This window comes from Trinickia sp. NRRL B-1857 (assembly GCF_050470685.1).
Classification (GTDB): Bacteria; Pseudomonadota; Gammaproteobacteria; order Burkholderiales; family Burkholderiaceae; genus Trinickia.
The window spans coordinates 2,668,759-2,690,559 of record NZ_JBFLUK010000001.1 but is presented as its reverse complement, the minus strand read 5'-3'; the positions used below and the strand labels follow the sequence as shown (position 1 = coordinate 2,690,559).

Below are 21,801 nucleotides of genomic sequence, written 5' to 3'. Positions count from 1 at the left end.
TCAATTAAGAGACAGTACCCCATCCATCGACGTCTGCCGACGGAAGAACACAGGCACGTATCTTCACTTGATGTTTGCGCAGAAAGTCGTGCCGTCCTAGCCTGCGCTGCAACTGCCCAACCACCAACCCCGGATGCACGCCGATACGCTGAGCAAATTGCAAAATCTTCTGCTCCGAAAAGTACGGTTGCACCCGTGCGACAAAATTATCGAGCTGAGCCGTAGAGACGCAAAAATCGGCACCGGCTTTATTTGCAAGCACCTCGTACTCTGGCAGCTCGTCGTCCGCCGCGCCCACATCGTTATCAACTATGCCACCGCTATCTTTCGCATCCTCACGTAACACGTGCTCCAACTCATGTCGGAGAACAAACCAAAAATTGTCAATGCGATCAAAGCGCAGCGTCATACCGACCACCGGCTTTTTATCATCAAGCCAAAAGCAAGCACCATCCATCTTCGACCCAGAAATAGGCTCGACAAAGGCCAACCGAACACCTGCCTCAGCCAGCAAGCGGGGAACGTGCCGAGCCTCTTCCGGGGCACACGTGAGTTGCCGCATTTGCTCTATCGCACTTAGCAGCTTATCCCGCGAATACGTGGGGACCTTTTGCTGCGCTGCCATCGCCTTAACTCGGAACAACCAAGCAAGCTGAAGCGGACTAACCCCCGCAGCGACGTCAGTCTTTTTCGCAGCGTGGCACAACTCGGGATCATCGTCCAAACTCGTGATGCCGAAAAAATCGCAGAACCGTCGCTCAACCAGCTGTAGATTCTCAGAACTAATTATCCAGCCCCGACGCACCATCTCACGGACCGGAAACTTGCCATATAGGCGCGCCTTACGTGCGACACTGTCATTGGGTACTTTCACCTTAGAAAGCTGGTATTGGCTCTCAAGGTTCATCCAATATTCTGCGGACGTGCCAAACGCATCCGCCAAGCCACGCGCCGTTTCCGGCGTAATCGCCCTCCGGCCCGCAATGATCTCATTAACAAGACGCGGTGGCCTATCCAAAATGTCGGCCAGTTCTTGTTGTGTCCACTCCCGCGCCTCCAGCTCTTCCCGCAGGAACTCACCCGGCGGAAACACTTCAGCAGGTACGCGTACGTTCATAACCTCTCCAATACTAGTGGTAATCAACTATCTCAACGATCGCGACGATCTTGCATGGATGAGCCCCGCGAAGCTCAAGAATCAACCGCCATTGCGAATTAAGCCGGATCGAATACTGTCCCTCCCGATTACCTCGCAACTTCTCAAAATTGAGTGCCCTGACCGCGTAAAAGTCGCGCTCGTCAGGCGCTGCACGAATCTGCTGCATGCGCTTTCGATAGGCGCGAACGATCTCCTGCGCGAACCCAGCGGTGAACGAGGCGTCTGTCTCAAGCCGGTCTAGGTCGTCATCGTCGAATTCAACATCCATGGGAACTCAGTGTAGGGCAAGACTTCAAAACAGTCAAATACAGTCTTTACACATAGTGTAAAGACGTGCTTTCATCATATTACGGGATTCGGCGCTTTCTCGCCAGATCCTCAGAACACCAGCAGTTGCTGGACCGCCAACCACCCCTGATCGGGGGACAGTTGGGCATAGCGTTCCGTCACCGATATCGACGAATGCCCGAGCAAGTCCTTGACGACGTAGAGGGAAACGCCGTCCATAACCAACCAGGACGCGAATTTGTGTCGCAAGTCATGGATGCGGAAGTTTTCCATCCCAGCTCGTTCGCACGCGGCAGCGAAGCCCTTCTGTATTGTCCTAGTACGCCCAATGACCCATGACGATGGGAACACCCAATGCGACCCGGAAAAATTCCGTCCAACCCATTCGCGCTGGTCAGCAAGCGCCGACATTGCCATTTCCTTTAACGGTACAAGCCGACGCTTGCCGCCCTTTGTATGTTCCGGCTCAAGACGAAAGCACGCGCGCTCAAAGTCGACGCGCTCCCACTCAAGCCCCAGCGGCTCGTTCTTCCGGCAACCAGTGTTAAGGGCGAGACGCACGAAGTTCGGCAAGTGTGGGCGCCGAGCGTACGCCTGGGCCGCAGAAATCAATGACATAGCCTGAGATCGAGTTAGCCACCGAACCCGATGCCACCCACCGTCCAGTCGGAGTTGCTGAACCGGATTCGCCAGCTCGACGTGGTCGTATTCGATGCGAACGAAATTGATAGCGGCCGAAAACAGCTTCGCTCCCGCTTTACTGTCGATTCCTGAACACCATCGGCAAGCCGCACCGTCACATAAGTTCGCACATCACCCCGTTTCAAGCCAACAACGCTGCGTGTCACCTTCCAGCATGATTCGTCGATCGGCACAACTCGGCAAGTTGCATCTTCTCGGCACTCACCGAGATAATTCTCACTGCCTGACCGCGAGAGAGCCGGCAAACTGACCGGCACTCCGCGTTTTCGACCTGAGAGAAACTGATGAAAAACAATAACGTCGCCCCCGAGGCGACCGTTGCTAGCAACGAATTCCAACCTGCGAGCGCACGACGCATCGTCGCCCGGCACCTCGTGGCGACGCTTGGTTCACGAACAATTGCCGGCGGCACAGTACACGTTGCCTCGTCGCAAATTTGTTGCAGCGGAGACTGCCGCGTGGCGCGCGTCGGTGACGAAGTCCGCTATCCCGATGGCACCACCGCAACCATCACGTCTGGTGCCGGATTCGCGGCCATCGATAACGGGAAGCCTCTCGCGATCGTGGGCAGTCATGTAAGTAACGGCGACCAGATAGTCGATACGCTCAATCGCGAATTTGAGATAGTGCGCTATGAAGACTCGCCCGCGATTCCAGGTTTCCTCGACCCGCACTACGTCCCCTCCCGAAAGTCAGGAATGACGGGGATGTAGTGGCCCGTTAGCAAATCCGACAGAGAAATCACGCCACAGTTGGAGAGCCATCCGACGATGGCTTCAACAGCGGCGCCGTCCGTCGCTCAGGAGCGCCGCCCCCACTCCAATGGCTTTCATGCTGCTTCGAGGAATCAGTTATGTTGCGGAGAATCGCCTGCGTAGGCGATAAACTTGAACGAGGAGGCGAAATCCTCGCTTATTCCGGTCCCGTCTTCACCTTCGGCGATGCCGGGCATCAGGTGGCGTTGATCGGCAAGACGGCTTTCTGTCAGGCGTGTAAAAGTACTGGCACCATCGCAAAAGCCGGCGGCCCCACGCGGCTGAACTTCATGGGTGAAACGGCCGCCCATGGCGACATAGTCTTGTGTCGATGCTCAACGCCCCCAAAGATCGTCGCAGCGCTCTCCGGCGAGTCCTGGTGCGACGATGATGTCGAGACAAAGGGGACATGTGAGTCCCCCGCGTTCGGTGCGACTAGCGCGGCCGCCTTCGCAAGCCAGATCAGCGACACCGCATCAAGCGAACTCAATGAGTTCAACGATCGGTATGTGTTGCGAGATCAACGCGGCGAGCCGATCAGCGGCGCGGCATATGCGATGGAACGGACGAACGGCGAGTTCGAGTACGGGGTAACCGACCAGCAGGGGCACACGCACTTGCTATCGTCCACGGCAGCCAAAGAAAACGTCAACGTATACCTCGCAGGATAACCATGCCTGAACAGATTCACGCGTCCCCCGACGGGGCGAAGTATCGGTTGGTAGGAACGAAAACTACGACACCGAGATCCGACGCATCAGCCAAAGCTATTACCGTAGATTCAACAACCGTCGAGGTCATTGTCAGCGATTCCCGCCTGCATAGTATGGGCTCGCAGTTTGGGCACGTAGCTATCGACATCGATGGGACCGTCTACAGCCGCGCGCACGAAGAATACGTGGAGATCGACAGGCACACGTATTTCTACGGCGGCACTGTTCACTTGACCAACGGATCGATCCGCACCGCCGGAAACTTGTGGCGCGATAACGTTGGCTTGGTGCTTCGGGTATCTCCCGCCGAGAAGGCAAAGATGAAGGCGGAGTTACAGCGGCGCGTCGCTGTGGACAGAGAGTTCAAGCGCGCCCACCCGAACAGCAGCACGTACAGCATCGTGAACAACAGTTGCTCATCGAACGTAGCCGATGTACTCGAATCCATCGGAATTCTGGCCCATGACCCGCGATGGTTCCCGACGCCGGTAACACCGGCTGAGTTGGACGCCGTCGTGGAAAAGTCTAAACGGCTTGCAACGAAGAACTCCTACCCGAAGCAGGCGGACCAGTGAAGAAGCGCTACATTGCTCTATGCATTTGTCAGTTTGCGCTGATCCTGCTATCTGGATGGCTACGAAGGGGAGCCTGGAGGGAAATCGACTTTGGCGGAGGCACGTTGTCACCAAGCGTGCAGCTTTCCTTTTACTGTCTAGCAGGGTGGCTCGCGACGATTGCTATCGCAGTATGGTTTTCTCTGCGCGACAAGATCAACAGATCGATGATCGTTCTTTTTCTCGTGCTCCTTCTGCCATCGATAGAACTTCTATCGTGGTTTGTCTTTTCATTTTGATGTCGATTGCCCTGTGCAGCTCGTGCGCAGCGCTTTGTAACCGTAGGTGCGCCTCGACAACCTCCGGTGACGCCGGTTTTTCGACGCCGAGAAGACACGGACCCAGGCTATAAACGAACCCTTCGAGGCCAGATTCCGGCAACCCGAGTTTTCGAGCCTTGTCTCTCAATAGGTTCGTACGCTGTTCCCGCTGGATTTGTGCAGCTTTGTCTAACCTCTGTAGAGGGGCTTCGCGGTGGCCGACGTAAGGCAAGTTTCGTGTCATGGAAGCGTGGCTCGCCGGTCAATCTCTTGGACTGCGACGCTTTTTGAAACCAGTTGCAAAAAGCAGCTTTCGTCGCCGGAGGGTAGCGGAAAGTCGGGCTTCATGGGAAGGATGAGAGGGCGGGGCATTTCCGTACGATTTCCGTACGACAGCGACGCAGATGTCGCGCGATTCGCCAAGCCATTGATATACCGAAGACTTTTGGCGCGCCCGGCTGGGATCGAACCAGCAACCCCTGCCTTCGGAGGGCAGTACTCTATCCATTGAGCTACGGGCGCTTCAGCGCGTGCGGCGTCGCAGCTTGAGAGCGCGGCGCCGAGCGAGACCGAGAGGATACCCGGTTTCGCCTATCGCGTCCACCAAGCCCCTTATCGCAAAAACGTGCCAACCCGGGTAAACGCGGCCCCCTCACCCCCACCGCCCCGCTCGCGTACGCCAAAACCTTGAGTCTATAATCGACCCGTGTTTGATCGAATTAATTAAGTCGATGCCGACTTAGCCGTTTCAGGTTTTAGCTGTTGCTGTTGCCGTCGCGCTGTTACCGCTCACCAACAATATTCCCGGGAGACGAGACAAGCATGAGCGAAGCACCACACGGAGCCCCGATCAAAACGCCCGGCCAGCTAATCGCTGCCGTCATCGCGGCGTTCGCCATCCCGATCATCGTCATCTGGCTGCTCGCGTACTACGTCAATCAGTCCGAACGCTCAGGCGCCGGAACCGACGGCCTGGCCGACGCCACCGTCGCCAAGCGCATCGCCCCTCTCGCCCAAGTCGACGTGCGCAATCCGAACGCACCGCACGTCTACAAAACCGGCGAGGAAGTCTTCAAGGCCGTTTGCACCACCTGCCACACCCCCGGTGCAGCCGGCGCACCCAAGTTCGGCAACAACGGCGACTGGGCGCCGCGTATCGCGCAAGGCTACGCGGCGTTGCTGCAATCCGCCCTGCACGGCAAGAACGCCATGCCGCCGCGCGGCGGTACGAGCCCCGACGACTACAGCGATTACGAGATCGCCCGCGCCGTCGTCTACATGGCCGATCATTCCGGCGCCAGCTTCCCGGAACCGGCCGCCCCCGCCGCCGGCGCGACCGCCACGCAGACGGCCGAGCCGGCGTCCGGCGCATCGGCGGCGCAAAGTCCCGTCGCCAGCACCGGCATGGTGAACGACCAAGCGGCCGCCGCCATCGCCGCTCTGCCCAGTGCGCCCGCCCCGGCGTCGGCGTCGGGCGGAGCCGATAAGGCCCAAGCCGGCAAAGCGCTCTACACGCAAGTGTGTCAGGCTTGCCACGCCGCCGGCGTGCTCGGCGCCCCGAAATTCGGGAACAAGGACGATTGGGCACCGCGGCTCAAGGATCCCATGGACGTCGTCTATAACTACGCCCTGCACGGCAAAGGCAATATGCCGCCCAAAGGGGGCTCGAACGCCTCCGACGACGACGTCAAAGCGGCCGTCGACTATATGGTCAGCGCGGCCAAATAAACGGCAGCGAAACGCCTAGCGCCAAAAGGTAGACGGCGAAAGCGAAAGGCCCCGAGCGAACGAACGCATCGGGGCCTTCTGCACTTTCTCTATCGTCGCTAAAACGCCAAACGGGCAACCCGTCAGCCTCGCATCAAGGCTTCTGCAACAACGCCTTCAGGCTGGCCAGCCGGTCTTTCGGCGTCATCGGCGCTTCTTCGGGCGTAGGCGGCGGCGCCTCGTCCAATCCCATTTCGGGAATGAACCGCGAGGGCTCGCACACCACCGTCTCGCGCGCCCGTTTGCGCTTCTTGCACCAGTTCAAATGCAAGCTGCGCTGCGCACGCGTGATCGCGACATACATCAAGCGCCGCTCTTCCTCGATCCGCGAATCGTCGATCGGCTCGTCGTCCGCGCCGCCGCGGTGCGGCATGATCCCTTCCTCCACCCCCACGAGAAACACGTGCGGGTACTCGAGCCCCTTCGACGCATGCACCGTCGACAATCGCACGGCATCGGGATCCTCTTCCTTGCCTTCGAGCATCGACATCAACGCCACGGTCTGGATCAATCCGAGCAGGTTCTTACCCGTGTCGGCCAAGCCGTCGGCATTGTCGAAACCGCTCGCTTCGCCGTCCTCGGCCTGCTCCGGCTCGGGCTTCGTACCCTTGCGCTTGAGCCATTCGAGAAATTCGAGAACGTTTTGCCAGCGCGACTGCGCCTGGCGCTCGTCGAACGTATCGTAGAGATACGCCTCGTAATGGATCGCGTCCATGAGATCGTCGAGCAACGTCGTAGCGGCATCCTTCGTCGCGCGGTCGGCGATGCGCTGCATGAAATCGCAGAACACACGCAACGGCTCGACCTGCCGCGCGGACAACCGCGCTTCGATCCCGCCCATATAGACCGCCTCGAACAACGACACCTTCGCCTGCCCCGCGAACGAGCCGAGCGCTTCGAGCGTCGTGTTGCCGATCCCGCGCCGCGGCGTGGTGATCGCGCGGATGAACGCAGGATCGTCGTCCGGGTTCGCGATCAACCGCAAATAGGCGCAGATGTCCTTGATCTCCGCCTTGTCGAAGAACGACTGGCCGCCCGAAATCACATACGGGATACGTTCCCGGCGCAGCACCTGTTCGAAGATCCGCGCCTGAAAATTGCCCCGATACAAGATCGCATAGTCGCGAAACTGCGTACGCCGCTCGAACTTGTGGGCCGACAGCCGGAACACGACCGATTCCGCCTCGTGCTCCTCATCGTTGCACTGCGTCACCGTAATCGTGTCGCCCATGCCGTGTTCGGACCACAGCTTCTTCTCGAACAGCTTCGGGTTGTTGGCGATGACGTTGTTGGCCGCCGTCAGAATCCGCACCGTCGAGCGGTAATTCTGCTCGAGCTTGATCAGATGCAGTTTCGGGAAGTCCTTGCCGAGCTGCGCCAGGTTCTCGAGCGTCGCGCCGCGCCACCCGTAGATCGCCTGGTCGTCGTCGCCGACGGCCGTGAAGGCCGCACGGGGCCCCGCCAGCAGCTTCACCAGTTCGTACTGGCACGCGTTCGTGTCCTGGTACTCGTCGATCAGCAGATAGCGCAACTTGTTCTGCCATCGGTCGCGCACGGCCTCGTTCTGTCTGAACAGCTCGGTAGGCAGACGGATCAGATCATCGAAATCGACGGCCTGATAGGCGTGCAGCGTCGCAACGTAGTTCCGGTAGACGATCGCGGCCTGATGTTCGTCCTCATCCGCAGCAATCGTCGCAGCGGTGGCCGGATCGATCATGCCGTTTTTCCACAGCGAAATGATCGATTGGATCTTCCGAATGAAGCCCTTATCGGTCGAGCCCACCTGCTCCTGGATCATGCCGAAGCAGTCGTCGGAATCCATGATCGAAAATTGGGGCTTGAGTCCCAAATGCTCGGCTTCCTGCCGCAAGATCTGAACGCCCAGCGAGTGGAACGTACACACCGTCAGCTGATTGACGGGGACTTTCCGACCCTCTTTACCGGGAGTCGTCAGTGTCTTGCCTTCGAGCAGCTTGCCGACCCGCTCGCGCATTTCCGCGGCGGCTTTGTTCGTGAAGGTCACGGCCGCGATATGACGCGGCTCGAAGCCTTTGTTCTCGATCAGGTGGGCGATCTTCTGCGTGATCACGCGCGTCTTGCCGCTGCCGGCACCGGCAAGCACGAGGCACGGGCCGTCGAGATAGCGCACCGCTTCGCTCTGGGCGGGATTCAATCCTGCGGACATCGTCTGTGGATGGGTGTAACGAGGTTGGCGGAGCACGCATCCATGCTGTAGCGAATGCGGCGCACGAAGCCGTGAAGGCGAGTGCGCGATGTTAACACGGATGGGCGCGTCGGCAGGTCTGACCGAATGGGATCGGTTCCTCCCCGTCCCGATGCGTGCCACAATGTTCGACTCTCTCGCCGTCGCACGGCTCGCCGGCCGCTCGTCATTCGATGACGGAAGCGCAGGCTCGCCGGGGCGTCCCTATGTCGTCACGCGGAGGAAAGCACGCATGGCTTGCACGTTGAAAATCGGTTTGATGGGCTACGGATACGCGGGCGCAACGTTTCACGCGCCCGTCATCGATCACTGCGGGGCGCCGCCGGAGGCACCCGCCACGCCTTACGCCCGCATCACCGCAATCGCCACCAGTCAGCGCGAACGCGCGCTCGCCGATTATCCCGACGCCGAAATCGTCGCCGATATCGACGCACTGATCGCCTCCAGCGAGGTCGAATGCGTCGTCATCGCCACCCCTAACGACACGCACTACGAACTTGCGGCGAAAGTGCTCGCTGCGGGCAAGCACGTCGTCGTCGACAAGCCCGTGACGCTCACCTCCGACGAAGCCCGCACCCTCGCTCGGCTAGCGCGCGAGCGCGGCGTCCTGTTCGCACCGTTTCACAATCGCCGTTGGGACGGCGACTTCATGACGCTGCGCGAGCTCATCGAAAGCGGCGCGCTGGGGCGTGTCGTCCACTTCGAATCGCACTTCGATCGTTTCCGGCCGGAAGTACGCCAGCGTTGGCGCGAGCAAGCGTCGCGCGGCGGCGGCCTGCTGTTCGACCTCGGCCCGCACCTGATCGACCAAGCTCTCGCCTTGTTCGGCGCCCCCGAATCGGTCTACGCAACGGTCAAGCAACACCGCGACCACGCGAGCGCACCCGACTACGTGCACGTGCTGCTCGGCTATCCGGACAAGGAAGTCCTCTTGCACGCGAGCGCGTTGGTGGCGATCGAGCCGCCGCGCTACACCGTGCACGGTACGCGCGGCAGCTATGTAAAAACAGGGCTCGACACGCAGGAAGACCAACTCAAAGCGGGGCTACGGCCCGGCCAGCCGGGCTTCGGCGGCGGCAACGCCGCGGGCACGCTGCGTGCACTAGAGGGCGAACGCGAAGTCGAACGTACCGTGCCGACGCGCGACGGGGCCTATGTCGACTTCTATCGCGCGGTATCGACGGCCGCAACGAACGGGACGCCGTTCCCGGTATCGCCGCAAGACGCCGTCGACGTCATGACGATCATCGAACTCGCAAACGAAAGCGCGCGCGAAGGCAAGCGGCTGCCCTTCGTACGCCTGCCGGCTTGAGCGTAACCCGCCAATGCAAGATTTTGAGCCGGTATGTCATCGAGCTCGGCATGCCGGACGTTTGTTATCGCGAGACCACGATGGTCCGCCCACACACTAAAACCCATGCATAAGCACAAGGAGAATGGGATGCAACGCTCGATTCGCGCACTCGTTTATTGCGCGCTGGTTTCCACGCTAGCGGCGTGTGTCGTCACACCGCCGCCGCCGCGGCGGCATCCCCCGCCCCCGCCGCCGCCGCCCCCCGTGGTCCGGCCCAATCCGCACGAGGCCGAACTTGCACGGCGCGCCGAAGTGGACGAGCGAATCGACAATCTGAGCCGCCGCATCGATCAACGCGTCGACCAGGGCTACTATCCGCCGCCTACCGGCGCTGCGCTGCACCATCGGCTGGACGTAATCCGCCAAGAAACGGGCGACATGGCGGGCCAACACGGTGGCGGTATTTCAGCCGACGAGCAGCGCGTCATCAATCAAGAACTGGACGGCGCCGCACGGGCGATTGGCTATTGAAGTAGCAACGGCACGCGCTGCCATTAAAAAACGCGGCATCGCCGAAAGGCGTGCCGCGTTTTTTTCCAACCGTGGGAGCCGAATCGAAGGCCGGCCCCTCGATCGTTCGGCTCAGCGCCGCGCCTGGGTCGCCATCCGAACGGCAAGGCCGGCAAGCACGGTACCCATGATCCAGCGTTGCACCATCACCCAACTCGGACGGCCCGCGAGAAACGCCGCGATCGAACCGGCCATCATCGCCACGACCGTGTTCACCGCGAGGCTCGCTGCGATTTGCAGGCTGCCGAGCGTCAGCGACTGCGCAAGCACGCTGCCACGGTGCGGATCGATGAATTGCGGCAGCAGCGATAGGTACAGGACGGCGATTTTCGGATTGAGCAAGTTGGTCACGAAGCCCATGACGAAAAGCTTGCGCGGGCTATCGGCGGGCAAATCCCGCACCTCGAACGGCGAACGGCCGCCCGGCTTCAAAGCCTGCCACGCCAGATAGACCAAATAGAGCGCGCCGCCGAGACGCAGCGCGTCGTAGGCGAACGGCACGGCCATCAGCAGCGCGGTGATCCCGCAGGCCGTGCTGACCATATAGAAGACGAAGCCAAGCGCCACGCCTCCGAGCGAAATCATGCCCGCGGCTCGCCCCTGGCAAAGCGAGCGCGACACGAGATAAATCATGTTGGGACCGGGCGTCAGCGCGATACCGAGCGCGACGAGACCGAACGCGAGTAGAGAACCGGACGTGGGCATTGCTTCTCCTCGATCGACGATGGATTGATGGCAGGCCTTGCATGCCCAGGCGCGCGGCGGATCCGTCGACCAAGGCGCTCGCGAAAAACGCGCATTCACCTTCGTCCCCGCGCTTCCCGATGGTGTGCTCCATCTCACGGCGCCAGTCGCGCGGATGAATCGATTATTTCATGCTTCGTCGTGATGCGCCGCAAACCGCGCATTGTCTGCTCAATCACGCAATAACGGTCGTACCGAGCGTCGCTTCGATCTCGCGCATCATGCGTTCGATCCATCGGCGCAGCACGCTGTCGAAGCAAACGACGGCGGTCGAGCCCGCGACCAGCCGGTAGACGTCGTTGCGGCTCACCTTCGAGATATGGGCCGGATCGAGCCAGGCTTCGTTGGCCGCGAGCAAACGCAGCGTCTTGAGTCCAATCAGAATCGGCCACAAACAAGCCAGACGCAGGCGTACCGACAGGCGCGGGATCGAGAACGTGTAGTCGGCCGCGGCGCGATAGTGCGCAAGCGCCGTCGCCATCAACTCGACGAGGACGGGACGCGCACGCAACGAACCATCGGGCGCCATCATCGATTCGACGGTGAGCCCGTGCCTTGTCAACAGCGGCTCGGGCAAATAGCAGCGGCCGATACGCAGATCTTTCGCGCAGTCTCGTAGGATGTTCGTCAACTGGAGCGCCTTGCCGAAGCGCACGCCGCGCGCAATCACAGTCTCGGCCGGTTCGGCGAAGGTGCCCGGCACATGCGCGCAGGTCATCTTCGTCCAAAACTCCCCGACGCATCCGGCAACGAGGTACGTGTAGCGATCGAGCTCGGCCATATCCGTCAGCGCGGCGACCGCCCCCGAATCCTCGGACGGAAATGTTTGCAAGTCGAACTCCATGCCCGTCGTGAGCGTGGCTACGATGTCGCGCACGGCATCGCGATCGGCCGGTTCGAGCTCGTCGAGCAGCGCGAGCGCCGCGTCGAGCGTTTCGAGCAAGCGCTTCTCGTCGGGCAGTGCCTGCGTGGCGGCCACCTCGCCGGCAATGCTGCGAATCGCGGCGGCCGTTTCCTCGCTGCGGTCGCCGCCCACGGCGGCGCGCAGCGCCAGCAGCAGCGATAACCGGCGCGCGGGCTCGATGAGCGAGGTGTCGGCGATCGTGTCGGCGGCCCGCGCGAGCAGATACGCCAGGCCGACCGGGTCGCGCATTGCCCCGGGCAAGACGTTCAACGTCAAATAAAACGAGCGGGAAACACTTTTCAGCAGGGGGCCGAGCAGATCGGCGCGAGCAGCGTTGGACATGAATCGAATGAGTGAGGGACGCACCGGTGCGCCATTGTAGCCGTCCGCCGCGGTGCGCCCGTCCTTCGTCAGACAACGACTATGTGCCGACCGATGCCTTCAGTTTGCGATCGGCACTCAGCACGAGCGCAAGCCCGCTCAAAATCGCCGCCATGCCGGCGACTTCCCCGAGCCGCAAGCGATTGCCGAGAAAAACGTAGTCCATGAGCGCCGTCACGATCGGCACGAGATAGAACAGGCTCGTCACATTCACGAGATCGCCGCGTTGCACCAATCGATAGAACAGCAACTGCGCGAAAACGGAGATCACGAGCGCGAGCCACAGCACCGACACGACGAGCGTCGCGTCCGGCCGAAACGCGAGCGGCATGGTCGGGGCGATCGCCGCGCACATGACCAGGCCGACGGCGTTTTGCAGCGGTAGCACGTCGATCGGTGCCTGGGCGATGCGCTTCTGAAAGATCGCGCCGACGGTCATGCAACCGAGCGCCGCCAGTCCGAGCACCGCACCGCCGACCGAACTCGCCGCCGCGTTCCCGCCTGGATGAACGACCAGCGCCAAGCCGACGAGCGCGATCGCAAGCCCCGCCAGCCGGCGCGGCGAGTGACGCCGCTCGGTGGCCAGCATCGTCAGGATCGGTTGCGCGCCGAGGATCGTCGCCAAAAGCCCCGGCGTCAGCCCGCGTGCGAGTGCAAGCAAATAGCAGATCGAGTAGCCGCCCGTGAGCAGCGCGCCGGTCAATGCGACGCGCCACCGCGTCCCGCGCGCCGGAAGCCAGCGCCGTCGCCACAGCCCGACGAGCCCAAGCACGGCGCCGGCAAGCGCAAAGCGCATCAGCAGAAAGGCGAAGGCCGGCGCATGCCGGATGCCGAGTTCGGCAAAGATCGCACCGCTGCTCCATAGCAAAACAAAAAGCGAGGTCGTACCGTAAGCCGCCAGCGCGGCCCGAATGGAATTCATCTGAAAGTCACCTGTGCAAGTGTGCATCGGACCCACGCACGTGCGCGCCCGGCGTTCGGACGAACGCGGAACTCGACGCTTGAGCGTGGGCGAACCGGAAAGTCGGCGTTTAAGCGCCGCGCGCCATCGGAGGCGCGGCGATGCCGACTACGACTTGCCTCGGCGGGGGAGGCGAGCCGGCATGCACATGCACGACGACATTCGACGAAGCGATGCGCCCCGCGCCGGCATTGGAGCCGGAGATGCGGGATACGAGGCCGCGCGGGCGCATGCAATGAGTCATCGATGTCGAATCGGTGAAGAGTTGAGCGGCTCGCCGAGAACGGCGGCGGCCGACGATTGTCGATGCCACGTAAGCGGACAGTCGACTGTTCGACAGCCTACCCGCGACGGCGCGATCGCGCAATGGCCAATGGCCACGCGCGAGGCAATCGCTTTGCCGCAACGGATGGGCGGGATTGCCGGGCGCTCGCGGTGCGATACTGACCGGCATCCGTCGCTCCTGCCGATCGTCTCGACCGTCATGACTGTCCTAGCCGACGCCGTCCTCGTGTTGCATGCATGCCTCGCGGCGTTCATCGTCGGGGGATTCGCCGCGATCTGGCTTGGCGCCGCGTGCGGCTGGGCGTGGGTGCGAGAACGGCGCTTTCGGTTCGTCCATCTGGCGGCGATCGGCGTCGTCGCCCTGCTTGCCGCGCTCGACATCCCGTGCCCGTCGACGATGCTCGAAGATTGGCTGCGTACGGGCCACGTGGGCCCGCAAGGCTTTATCCAGTACTGGCTCGGGCGGCTTCTCTACTATGAATTGCCGATGTGGGTGTTTACGGTGGCGTACGTCCTATTCGCCTTTCTCGTATTGTTGACCTGGCGTTACGTACCCCCTAGGGACAAAGCCGAGCGCCGACGCAAAACTTGAGCGCGTCACGACGATTCAGCCGCATCGTGCTGTACCTTGGCCATCGTTTTCAGCACGGCTTGTGCTTCGCGCTTGCGTCCCGTCTCGTCGTACAGCTTCGCGAGATTGCCTAGTACGCGCACATAGTCGCTTCGATAGACGGCCGGCTGCTTTTTCGTGAGCGTGCCGTAGAGCGCAACTGCGCGCCGGTACACCGATTCCGCTTCACGCAAACGGCGCACCTTGCTCAAAAGCACGCCGAGATTGTTCAGCGTGCGGGCACGCTCCGCATCGAAAGTGCCCGGCGCTGCGGTCTCGAACGATGCCAACGTGCGCAGCGCCTCGCGGTACGCCCGCTCGGCCTGCAACGATCTGCCCTGTCGTCGGTACAACACGCCGAGGTTCGTCAGCGTGCGCGCAACTTCGGGCGCACCGTGCGTGGGGCTTTCATGCGCGAGCTTGCGACGAATGGCGAGCGCTTCGCCATAGGCTTGCTCCGCTTGGGCTAACTGGCCTGCGTCGCTGTCTAGGTTGCCTAAATTGTTTAAGGTCCGAGCCAGTGCAGACTCATAGGCCAACGGGTTTTGTCTGACGAGCGAACGTTGCAGGTCGAGCGCTTCCGCGTACGCGTCGCGTGCTTCGTCGGTGCGATGCGCCGTCGCGTACAAGACGCCGAGATCGTTCAGCGTCGTCGCCAAATCCGCCGTGAAGTTTTGGGCGTCATGCCGCACGAGCACACGCTCGAGCTTGAGCGCCTCGCGGTAGGCATCGATGGCATCGCTCGGCTGGTCGGCATCACGATACAGCGCACCCAACTCGCCGAGCAAATCGGCGACAGTCGGCCCAAAGCGACCAGGCTGCTCGCGCGCTAGGCGCCAATAGATCCCGAGCGCGCGCAAGTCGGCCATTTCCGCGTCGGCCGGTAGCGATAGGGCGGCATATAAACGCCCGAGCTTGGCCAGCGCGCCCGCAAAAGCGGGCTGCCAGCGCTCGGGCTTGCCGTGCGCAAGCACCTGGTAGCGCAGCACGAGCGATTCGTAGACCGGCTGTCCTTGCTCGAGTAGATGCGCCTCGAAAAGTAGGTCCCCGTAGAGCTCGGTGACGCCGAGATCGTCGGGCCGCAACACGTGAGCCACGCGAATGAAAGTCAGCGCGCGCATGGGCAAGAACCGCAACCACTCGACGATCCCCGCGGCGAAGCTGCGCGCGGCAATCAGATCGTCCGGCGCCCCGGGCTCGGCGAGCTCGGCGGCGATCAGCTTGGCCGCACCGTCCAAATCCAGCGCGGCGAGCGCGGCATCGACGCGCGGCTCGAGCGGATCGTCGGTCCACATCATGCGCGTTCGCCAACGCAACAACGCGTATCGTGCCGTCCAGGCATGCGCAAGGCCGACGAAATCGACGTCCTCCCCCGCCCTGCTTCGCGTGGCTATGGCCAGCACGATCGGTGCGACGGCGTCGAATCCTTGTTCGGGCATCGCGTCGAATAGCCAATCGGCCGCCTTCGCGAAAGCGACGCGCTGGCTTCCCGGCAGATGCGCACGATACGCCGCGCGCGTGGCATCGGCCGCGAAGCGTTCGAGCCGGTGAGCGTCGATACCGCAATCTCGTTCGAATCGGAACCGGGGTTGGACATCCGTCACCGAAAGCGCCGGCGCGCAAGGCGGCGGTGAGGCTGGAGCCGGCGTCTGGGCCGACGCCGTGAGGACCTGCGCCATCGCCAGGCTCGTCAGCCATCGATGCGCGCACCGGTTGTTCATGCTCGTCTTCTCGTGGCAAGTGGCTGTCGATCACTCACATGAAGAACGGTCGCGACGCGATCGTATGTTGGCCAACGCACGCCGACACACCGCCACCGATTGCCGGCGTGCGCGCAACGCCACATAGTCGCCAGGATAGGCGCGTCGGCGCGATTGCGCAGCGGCCGGCGGGTCGTTTATTCGACATCATGCGTCCCCCACCGATTTCTCGATTTCCCGATCGCGCACGACAGCCCTCGTGCCGCGCGGCCCTGCCGCCTGACGCCTCGGAGAAGGCAAGCTGCGCCGAGCCGACCCGGACGGACGCGCCGCCCATTCGCGACGCCGAGCGCGCACGTCGATCTTCGTTCGGAGAATTTCTGCCGAGGCATTGGACGAGCGCCGATGCAAACGGCGCCCGGCGCTGGGGCTTGAGCTTCGGTACCGGCTTGCTACTGGCCGTGATCGTCGGCGCGTTCGCCGGCTACATGACGGTGACGGAACGGGTTGACTATGAAGCCGGCGATCGAGCGAGCGCGACCGGTCGCCCAAGTCCCATGCTTGATGGAGCGGGGAATGCCGTACCGGCCGATCCGGCGACGACACGTGTGCCGCTATCGTCAGCCTTGATGCCGCTACTGTCCGAGCAGATCGCGAACGCGCATGCGGACGGCGAAGCCGACGCGGCGCGGCTGCGTCGCGAGCATGCTTCGAGAAGACAAACGCGCGTTGGGCATTCGATTGCAAGCCCGCCAAGAGCGAAAGCCGCGCCCGCGGCTAGGCAGCTGCCTAGCCAAAGTCAACCATCACGCGCGCATCCGGCCGAAACGAGACCGGCGAGCGTAGCCGCGCCCGGCGCTGTCACTCCGTTCTCACCCGCCAGCGCGCCCTCCACGCCGGAGCAAGCAGGCAAGAGCGATGCCACGCCCGTCGAATTGGCAACGAGCGATGCGATAAGCGCCGATCGCGATACGACGCGCCAGCCCGAGCCATCGGCCGACAAAAGCTTCAGCGGACAAATCGAGCGCCCGGCGCCGCCGGCTCAAAGCGATCCGCAGCCGCCCGACGCACCGCCGCCGGTTACGCAGCCCGAGATCCTTCGGCCGAACGAGCCGCCGTCCGTCTCTCGGCAAGCACCAAGCGCGGGCGTTCAACATGCGCGCGCTCACACCGTTCGGCGCGGAGCCGCGAATCGGCGGCGGCATCCGCCGCGTGCCGCATCGGTCCACGCACCGGCCATCGTCTTTACGCTGCCGCGCTTGTTGATCGCACCGCTGATGCGGATACCGGTGTTCCCGCATGCGCCCTCGCGTGCGTTCGATCTCTCCGACAATCAGCGCTCGCTTTATCGGGGGCACTGACCGCGTCGTCGAGCCAATCGCGCGATAGCCGAACGCGAGGATGCCCCACGGGCTACTTCACTGTCGCAGCACGTGCGCGCCGGCCTTGCTCGCGAATGTCGTCGAGCGTGGCCGCCGGCGTACTGACTTCCTTGGGCACGCGAATTTCGATCAGCGCCGGCAGACCGCTCGCGACGCATCGCTCGAACGCCGGCAAGAAGTCGGCCGTACGCTCGACCGTTTCGCCGTGCGCCCCGAACGAGCGCGCAAACGCGGCGAAGTCCGGATTCGTGAGCCCCGTGCCGTGCGTGCGCCCCGGATAGTGCCGTTCCTGATGCATGCGGATCGTGCCGAAGTGCGCGTTGTTGACGACGACGAAGACCACGTTCAAGCCGTACTGCATTGCCGTCGCGAGTTCTTGCGACGACATCATGAAGCAACCGTCGCCCGCGAAGGCGACGACGGTCCGCTGCGGGTACATCGCTTTTGCCGCGATGGCCGCCGGCACGCCGTAGCCCATCGCCCCGCTCGTCGGCGCAAGCTGCGTGCGCCACTGCCGATAAGCGAAATGCCGATGCAGCCAGATCGCGTAGTTGCCTGCGCCGTTCGTCACGATGCTATCGGCCGGTAGCCGCTCGCGCAGTTGCGCCATGATTTCGCCGAGCTGTACGTCGCCGAGCATCGGCCGCGGCGCGCGCCATTCGAGGTAGGCGCGATGCGCTTGCTGCGCCGTGCCGGACCAAGCAGGCGCCGTGCGCGGTTCGAGCGCAGCCAACGCGCCGGCCATTTCGGGCATGCCCGAGACGATCGGCAAATCGGCCGCATAAACGCGGCCCAATTCTTCCGCCCCTTGGTGGACGTGCACCAGCGTTTGCCGGGTTTTCGGAATATCGAGCAACGTGTAACCGCCCGTGGTCGCTTCCCCGAGACGCGGACCGATCACGAGCAAGAGATCGGCGTCGCGAATGCGCTGCGCAAGGGCCGGATTGATGCCGAGACCCACGTCGCCGGCATAGTTCGGATGGTCGTTGTCGATCGTATCTTGATAGCGGAACGCGCAGCCGATCGGCAACTGCCAGGTCTCGACGAACCGTCGCAGATCGGCACAGGCTTGTTCGCTCCAACCGCTGCCGCCCGCGATCACCATGGGCCGCTGCGCTTTGTCGAGCAACTGACGAAGGTGCTCGATCTGCGCGGTCGAGGGCGAAGCAGCCACGCGCTGAAAACGCGGCGCGCCGGCTGTGCGAGGCACTACGTCGGTGAGCATGTCTTCGGGCAGCGCCAAGACGACGGGGCCCGGCCGGCCCGAGCAGGCCGTGTGAAACGCGTGACTCAGATATTCGGGGATGCGGCGCGCATCGTCGATTTGGGCGACCCATTTCGCCATCTGGCCGAACATGCGCCGATAGTCGATCTCTTGAAACGCTTCGCGATCGAGGTGATCGCGCGCGCATTGGCCGATGAGCAAGATCATCGGCGTCGAGTCTTGAAATGCGGTGTGGACGCCGATCGATGCATGGGTGGCGCCCGGCCCGCGCGTGACGATGGCCACGCCGGGGCGGCCCGTCAGTTTGCCGGTCGCCTCGGCCATATTGGCCGTGCCCGCCTCATGCCGGCAAACGATCGTACTGATGCGCTGCGTTTCGTCGTGGAGCGTATCGAGCACGGCGAGAAAGCTCTCGCCCGGTACGCTGAAAACGCGGTCGACGCCGTGCGTGATGAGCGCATCGACGAGTAACCGCGCTCCGGTCACGTTGGCGGTATCGGCGACATTCGACATAGTGCGGCAACCTCCTGACTGGCTATAGTTTGTTGTTCGATCGGGAACGACTGACAAGCGAATCGCGAGAGACGGCGCCGACAGCTTACGCCTGACGTGACGGGGCTGTCACTGCGGGAATGCGGAGGCCGAACAGCCAGAAAGGGACGCGGAACGACGATAGGCCGATCGGCCGAAGGCGATTTCCGCCACCAGCCGAGCCGCCGAACTCAGCACTCGACGATATTGACGGCGAGCCCACCGCGCGAGGTCTCTTTGTACTTGGTTTTCATATCGGCGCCCGTCTCGCGCATCGTCTTGATGACCGAATCGAGCGATACGTAGTGGCTGCCGTCGCCGCGCAGCGCCATACGCGCGGCGTTGACGGCCTTGACCGCCGCCATCGCGTTGCGCTCGATGCACGGAATCTGCACCATGCCGCCCACCGGATCGCACGTGAGCCCGAGGTTGTGCTCCATGCCGATCTCGGCCGCGTTCTCGACTTGCTTCGGCGTGCCGCCCATGACCGCGGCCAAAGCGCCGGCCGCCATCGAGCAGGCCACGCCCACCTCGCCCTGACAGCCCACTTCGGCGCCGGAGATCGACGCGTTCAACTTGTAGAGGATGCCGATCGCGGCGGCCGTCATCAAGAAGTCGATGACGCCTTGCTCGTTCGCCCCAGGGACGAAGCGCGTGTAATAGTGCAAAACGGCCGGCACGATACCGGCCGCGCCGTTCGTCGGCGCCGTAACCACACGCCCGCCCGCCGCGTTCTCCTCGTTGACGGCGATCGCGTACAGATTGATCCAATCGACCATCGACAACGGATCGCGCAACGCCTGCTCAGGATTACCCGAGAGCGCGCGATAGAGCTGCGGCGCACGGCGCTTGACTTGGAACGGTCCGGGCAGCGTCTCGTCGGCATCGGCATTGCCGATCCCGCAACCGCGCGCCACGCACGATTGCATCACGTCCCAAATCTTCAGCAAGCCTTCGCGCGTTTGCGCTTCGGTATGCCATACGCGCTCGTTGTCCCACATGAGTTGCGCGATCGACTTGCCTGTCGATGCGCACATGGCGAGCAGTTCGTTGCCGGTGCTGAACGGATGCGCGCGTTGATCGGCCGCTTGCAGCACCTTCGTGTTGGGCGCGCCGGCCGTCACGACGAAACCGCCGCCGACCGACAGATACGTCGCCTCGCGCAGCACCGCGCCGGCCACGTCCGCCGCGCGCAGCTTCATCCCGTTCGGATGCTCGGGCAGCGCCTGCCGATAAAAGGCGATCTGCTCCTTCGGTACGAAGCCGATTTCATGTGTGCCGTGAAGGGCGAGCCGGCGCGACTTCTGAACGGCATCGAGCCGTGCCGCGATCGTCGACGGATCGACCGTATCGGGCGCATCGCCGATCAGACCCAGCATGACGCCGCGATCCGTCCCGTGGCCCTTGCCCGTCGCGCCGAGCGAACCGTACAGCTCCACCTTGACCGAGGCGCACTGGGCAAGCAAGCCGTCGCGTTCGAGCCCCTGCACGAACAGCAGCGCGGCGCGCATCGGCCCGACCGTATGCGAGCTCGAAGGGCCGATGCCGATTTTGAAGAGGTCGAAAACGCTAACAGCCATTGTTGCTCCACACACTAATCGGGGCGATGTACGCGCCCCGGGTTGATAAGTATGCGCGCCCGCCCGAAGCGCCGGTTGCACCGCTCAAGACGCGGCAAGCCCGGCTCCCGGCACGGCGCGCGGATTCGTTATCTCGCCGGCAACGGCAGACAGACCGACAGCCAGGCGGGCGGCATCGGCGCGATGCGCTGCGCGACGCCCGCGTAGCGGCCGGACAGCCGCGCGGCAAGATGAAACAATTGCGCCGAACTCTTCGGGTCCCATTCGCCCGAGTAGCCCGGCAAGCCCGCCTGGCGCCGCTTGGCGTCGAAAGGCACATTCGAATGAACGAATTCCTCGTGCGATTTCTGGCCGAGTGCGTAAGGGACGAGCCAATCGAGCGCTTGCGCAAGCGTCGCGCCGTTCGGCGCGCGCAGCGCGAGCCAATTGCGGTTGTGACGCCGCGCCGATAGTGCCGCCTCCACAAGCGGCTGCAAGTCGTAGGCCACGTAATGCAGCGCATCGCGCTCGGCAAAATCCACCGTCGCGCCGTCGGGCGCAATGTTCGTACCGATCTGCTCGACGAAGAGCCGCTGCGCCGTGTTGATCAGCTTGCGATCGTCGAGCGTGAAAGCCGCCATCGCGATCAGCTTGACGCGATGACTCTGCCAATTGTTGCGATAAGTCCCGCTTAAAGGCCGAGGTTGTGCATCGACTTGCGCGACATACCCATTCGCGAGCTTCGCGATGAACGCGGCCGTCGCGTTGCGCGTTTTCACGGGCAATGCGCTCGCGGTCAAGTCGTAAGCCAGGATCATCGAATCGAAATGCGTTTCGTCGATCGGATTGAAACTCGGCTGATAGGTCGTGGCCCACGCCAGCAAGAAACGATCGACGAGGCGCAGATACCGCTCGTCGCCGCCCGCTCGCCAAACGAGCGCCGCATCGCGCATGAGCTCGAGCTCTTTCTCCGCTTCGACGCTCTGATCGTAAATCCCTTCGTGCGGCAGCGTGCCTTCGGTATGGAGACGGGCAAGCGGCTTCGGCTGATCGTTCAGCCGTGCTGCCACGCTCTTCATCAACGCTTGCACGGCCGGCGCGGCGCTCGTGCGCTCGCTCGTTTGCATGGCCGGCGCCGCGCAAAAGTTCATCGCCGCACGCGCGGCGTGCAGC

Annotated in this window: 19 protein-coding genes, 1 tRNA gene and 1 riboswitch; of the genes, 8 read left to right on the top strand and 12 right to left on the bottom strand. The window is 62.9% G+C overall.

Annotated features, from left to right (window positions below; translation table 11 throughout):
- Positions 1-4 precede the first annotated feature (4 nt).
- The 3 genes from AB1286_RS11990 to AB1286_RS11980 form a co-directional block, all read right to left on the bottom strand.
- Entirely contained in the window at positions 5-1,117 is a 1,113-nt protein-coding gene (locus tag AB1286_RS11990) for a HigA family addiction module antitoxin (protein ID WP_430363490.1), read from the bottom strand.
- A 13-nt stretch (positions 1,118-1,130) separates the two neighbouring features.
- Positions 1,131-1,427 (bottom strand): type II toxin-antitoxin system RelE/ParE family toxin, encoded by a 297-nt coding sequence (locus AB1286_RS11985; protein WP_430363489.1) that lies wholly within the window; start codon positions 1,425-1,427, stop codon positions 1,131-1,133.
- A gap of 110 nt (positions 1,428-1,537) precedes the next feature.
- Positions 1,538-2,065, bottom strand: coding sequence for a site-specific integrase (locus tag AB1286_RS11980; RefSeq protein WP_430363488.1), 528 nt, complete (start codon positions 2,063-2,065; stop codon positions 1,538-1,540).
- 368 nt (positions 2,066-2,433) lie between these two features.
- Between AB1286_RS11980 and AB1286_RS11975 the strand changes: the two genes are divergently transcribed.
- The 3 genes from AB1286_RS11975 (at position 2,434) to AB1286_RS11965 (ending at position 4,192) form a co-directional block, all read left to right on the top strand.
- Positions 2,434-2,862: a PAAR domain-containing protein gene (locus AB1286_RS11975; RefSeq protein WP_430363487.1), complete on the top strand. Its 429-nt coding sequence runs from the start codon at positions 2,434-2,436 to the stop codon at positions 2,860-2,862.
- A gap of 140 nt (positions 2,863-3,002) precedes the next feature.
- Positions 3,003-3,575, top strand: a complete 573-nt coding sequence (locus AB1286_RS11970; RefSeq protein ID WP_430363486.1) for a PAAR domain-containing protein — start codon at positions 3,003-3,005, stop codon at positions 3,573-3,575.
- A gap of 2 nt (positions 3,576-3,577) precedes the next feature.
- Positions 3,578-4,192, top strand: a complete 615-nt coding sequence (locus tag AB1286_RS11965; protein WP_430363485.1) for a hypothetical protein — start codon at positions 3,578-3,580, stop codon at positions 4,190-4,192.
- Positions 4,193-4,937: 745 nt separating this feature from the next.
- On the opposite strand, the gene AB1286_RS11960 is transcribed toward AB1286_RS11965, so the two are convergent.
- Positions 4,938-5,013 (bottom strand) — tRNA-Arg (locus AB1286_RS11960).
- Between the two features lie 300 nt (positions 5,014-5,313).
- On the opposite strand from AB1286_RS11960, the gene AB1286_RS11955 reads away from it, so the two are divergent.
- Positions 5,314-6,219: a c-type cytochrome gene (locus AB1286_RS11955; protein ID WP_430363484.1), complete on the top strand. Its 906-nt coding sequence runs from the start codon at positions 5,314-5,316 to the stop codon at positions 6,217-6,219.
- 133 nt (positions 6,220-6,352) lie between these two features.
- On the opposite strand, the gene AB1286_RS11950 is transcribed toward AB1286_RS11955, so the two are convergent.
- Positions 6,353-8,443: a UvrD-helicase domain-containing protein gene (locus AB1286_RS11950; protein WP_430363483.1), complete on the bottom strand. Its 2,091-nt coding sequence runs from the start codon at positions 8,441-8,443 to the stop codon at positions 6,353-6,355.
- A 271-nt stretch (positions 8,444-8,714) separates the two neighbouring features.
- Here AB1286_RS11950 and AB1286_RS11945 point away from each other — a divergent pair, with 271 nt between their 5' ends.
- Entirely contained in the window at positions 8,715-9,794 is a 1,080-nt protein-coding gene (locus AB1286_RS11945) for an oxidoreductase (RefSeq protein ID WP_430363482.1), read from the top strand.
- 129 nt (positions 9,795-9,923) lie between these two features.
- A complete protein-coding gene (locus AB1286_RS11940) occupies positions 9,924-10,307 on the top strand; it encodes a hypothetical protein (RefSeq protein WP_430363481.1) in 384 nt (127 codons plus the stop codon).
- A gap of 111 nt (positions 10,308-10,418) precedes the next feature.
- On the opposite strand, the gene AB1286_RS11935 is transcribed toward AB1286_RS11940, so the two are convergent.
- The 3 genes from AB1286_RS11935 to AB1286_RS11925 form a co-directional block, all read right to left on the bottom strand.
- On the bottom strand, positions 10,419-11,051 hold the full coding sequence (locus AB1286_RS11935) for a LysE family translocator (RefSeq protein WP_430363480.1): 633 nt from the start codon (positions 11,049-11,051) through the stop codon (positions 10,419-10,421).
- Between the two features lie 36 nt (positions 11,052-11,087).
- A riboswitch (ZMP/ZTP riboswitch) is annotated at positions 11,088-11,211 on the bottom strand.
- Positions 11,212-11,265: 54 nt separating this feature from the next.
- Positions 11,266-12,336 (bottom strand): phytoene/squalene synthase family protein, encoded by a 1,071-nt coding sequence (locus AB1286_RS11930; protein WP_430363479.1) that lies wholly within the window; start codon positions 12,334-12,336, stop codon positions 11,266-11,268.
- A 79-nt stretch (positions 12,337-12,415) separates the two neighbouring features.
- Positions 12,416-13,297: a DMT family transporter gene (locus AB1286_RS11925; RefSeq protein WP_430363478.1), complete on the bottom strand. Its 882-nt coding sequence runs from the start codon at positions 13,295-13,297 to the stop codon at positions 12,416-12,418.
- Positions 13,298-13,820: 523 nt separating this feature from the next.
- On the opposite strand from AB1286_RS11925, the gene AB1286_RS11920 reads away from it, so the two are divergent.
- Positions 13,821-14,213, top strand: a complete 393-nt coding sequence (locus AB1286_RS11920; protein ID WP_430365044.1) for a DUF2784 domain-containing protein — start codon at positions 13,821-13,823, stop codon at positions 14,211-14,213.
- A gap of 5 nt (positions 14,214-14,218) precedes the next feature.
- Here AB1286_RS11920 and AB1286_RS11915 read toward each other — a convergent pair whose 3' ends face one another.
- The gene (locus tag AB1286_RS11915; protein WP_430363477.1) at positions 14,219-15,952 is read right to left on the bottom strand and encodes a tetratricopeptide repeat protein; all 1,734 of its coding nucleotides are present in this window, start codon (positions 15,950-15,952) and stop codon (positions 14,219-14,221) included.
- A gap of 410 nt (positions 15,953-16,362) precedes the next feature.
- On the opposite strand from AB1286_RS11915, the gene AB1286_RS11910 reads away from it, so the two are divergent.
- Positions 16,363-17,292 (top strand): hypothetical protein, encoded by a 930-nt coding sequence (locus tag AB1286_RS11910; RefSeq protein ID WP_430363476.1) that lies wholly within the window; start codon positions 16,363-16,365, stop codon positions 17,290-17,292.
- Between the two features lie 52 nt (positions 17,293-17,344).
- On the opposite strand, the gene AB1286_RS11905 is transcribed toward AB1286_RS11910, so the two are convergent.
- The 3 genes from AB1286_RS11905 to AB1286_RS11895 form a co-directional block, all read right to left on the bottom strand.
- A complete protein-coding gene (locus AB1286_RS11905; RefSeq protein ID WP_430363475.1) occupies positions 17,345-19,051 on the bottom strand; it encodes a thiamine pyrophosphate-binding protein in 1,707 nt (568 codons plus the stop codon).
- A 209-nt stretch (positions 19,052-19,260) separates the two neighbouring features.
- A complete protein-coding gene (locus AB1286_RS11900; RefSeq protein WP_430363474.1) occupies positions 19,261-20,649 on the bottom strand; it encodes an L-serine ammonia-lyase in 1,389 nt (462 codons plus the stop codon).
- 128 nt (positions 20,650-20,777) lie between these two features.
- Positions 20,778-21,779 (bottom strand): alginate lyase family protein, encoded by a 1,002-nt coding sequence (locus tag AB1286_RS11895; protein ID WP_430365043.1) that lies wholly within the window; start codon positions 21,777-21,779, stop codon positions 20,778-20,780.
- Positions 21,780-21,801: the final 22 nt, after the last annotated feature.

Coding starts and splice junctions, on each gene's coding strand:
- AB1286_RS11900 (WP_430363474.1), bottom strand. CDS start 20,649: ATGGCTGTTAGCGTTTTCGACCTCTTCAAAATCGGCATCGGCCCTTCG.
- AB1286_RS11930 (WP_430363479.1), bottom strand. CDS start 12,336: ATGTCCAACGCTGCTCGCGCCGATCTGCTCGGCCCCCTGCTGAAAAGT.
- AB1286_RS11970 (WP_430363486.1), top strand. CDS start 3,003: ATGTTGCGGAGAATCGCCTGCGTAGGCGATAAACTTGAACGAGGAGGC.
- AB1286_RS11975 (WP_430363487.1), top strand. CDS start 2,434: ATGAAAAACAATAACGTCGCCCCCGAGGCGACCGTTGCTAGCAACGAA.
- AB1286_RS11955 (WP_430363484.1), top strand. CDS start 5,314: ATGAGCGAAGCACCACACGGAGCCCCGATCAAAACGCCCGGCCAGCTA.
- AB1286_RS11925 (WP_430363478.1), bottom strand. CDS start 13,297: ATGAATTCCATTCGGGCCGCGCTGGCGGCTTACGGTACGACCTCGCTT.
- AB1286_RS11915 (WP_430363477.1), bottom strand. CDS start 15,952: ATGAACAACCGGTGCGCGCATCGATGGCTGACGAGCCTGGCGATGGCG.
- AB1286_RS11935 (WP_430363480.1), bottom strand. CDS start 11,051: ATGCCCACGTCCGGTTCTCTACTCGCGTTCGGTCTCGTCGCGCTCGGT.
- AB1286_RS11940 (WP_430363481.1), top strand. CDS start 9,924: ATGCAACGCTCGATTCGCGCACTCGTTTATTGCGCGCTGGTTTCCACG.
- AB1286_RS11990 (WP_430363490.1), bottom strand. CDS start 1,117: ATGAACGTACGCGTACCTGCTGAAGTGTTTCCGCCGGGTGAGTTCCTG.
- AB1286_RS11965 (WP_430363485.1), top strand. CDS start 3,578: ATGCCTGAACAGATTCACGCGTCCCCCGACGGGGCGAAGTATCGGTTG.
- AB1286_RS11985 (WP_430363489.1), bottom strand. CDS start 1,427: ATGGATGTTGAATTCGACGATGACGACCTAGACCGGCTTGAGACAGAC.
- AB1286_RS11980 (WP_430363488.1), bottom strand. CDS start 2,065: ATGTCATTGATTTCTGCGGCCCAGGCGTACGCTCGGCGCCCACACTTG.
- AB1286_RS11905 (WP_430363475.1), bottom strand. CDS start 19,051: ATGTCGAATGTCGCCGATACCGCCAACGTGACCGGAGCGCGGTTACTC.
- AB1286_RS11920 (WP_430365044.1), top strand. CDS start 13,821: ATGACTGTCCTAGCCGACGCCGTCCTCGTGTTGCATGCATGCCTCGCG.
- AB1286_RS11945 (WP_430363482.1), top strand. CDS start 8,715: ATGGCTTGCACGTTGAAAATCGGTTTGATGGGCTACGGATACGCGGGC.
- AB1286_RS11895 (WP_430365043.1), bottom strand. CDS start 21,779: ATGAACTTTTGCGCGGCGCCGGCCATGCAAACGAGCGAGCGCACGAGC.
- AB1286_RS11950 (WP_430363483.1), bottom strand. CDS start 8,443: ATGTCCGCAGGATTGAATCCCGCCCAGAGCGAAGCGGTGCGCTATCTC.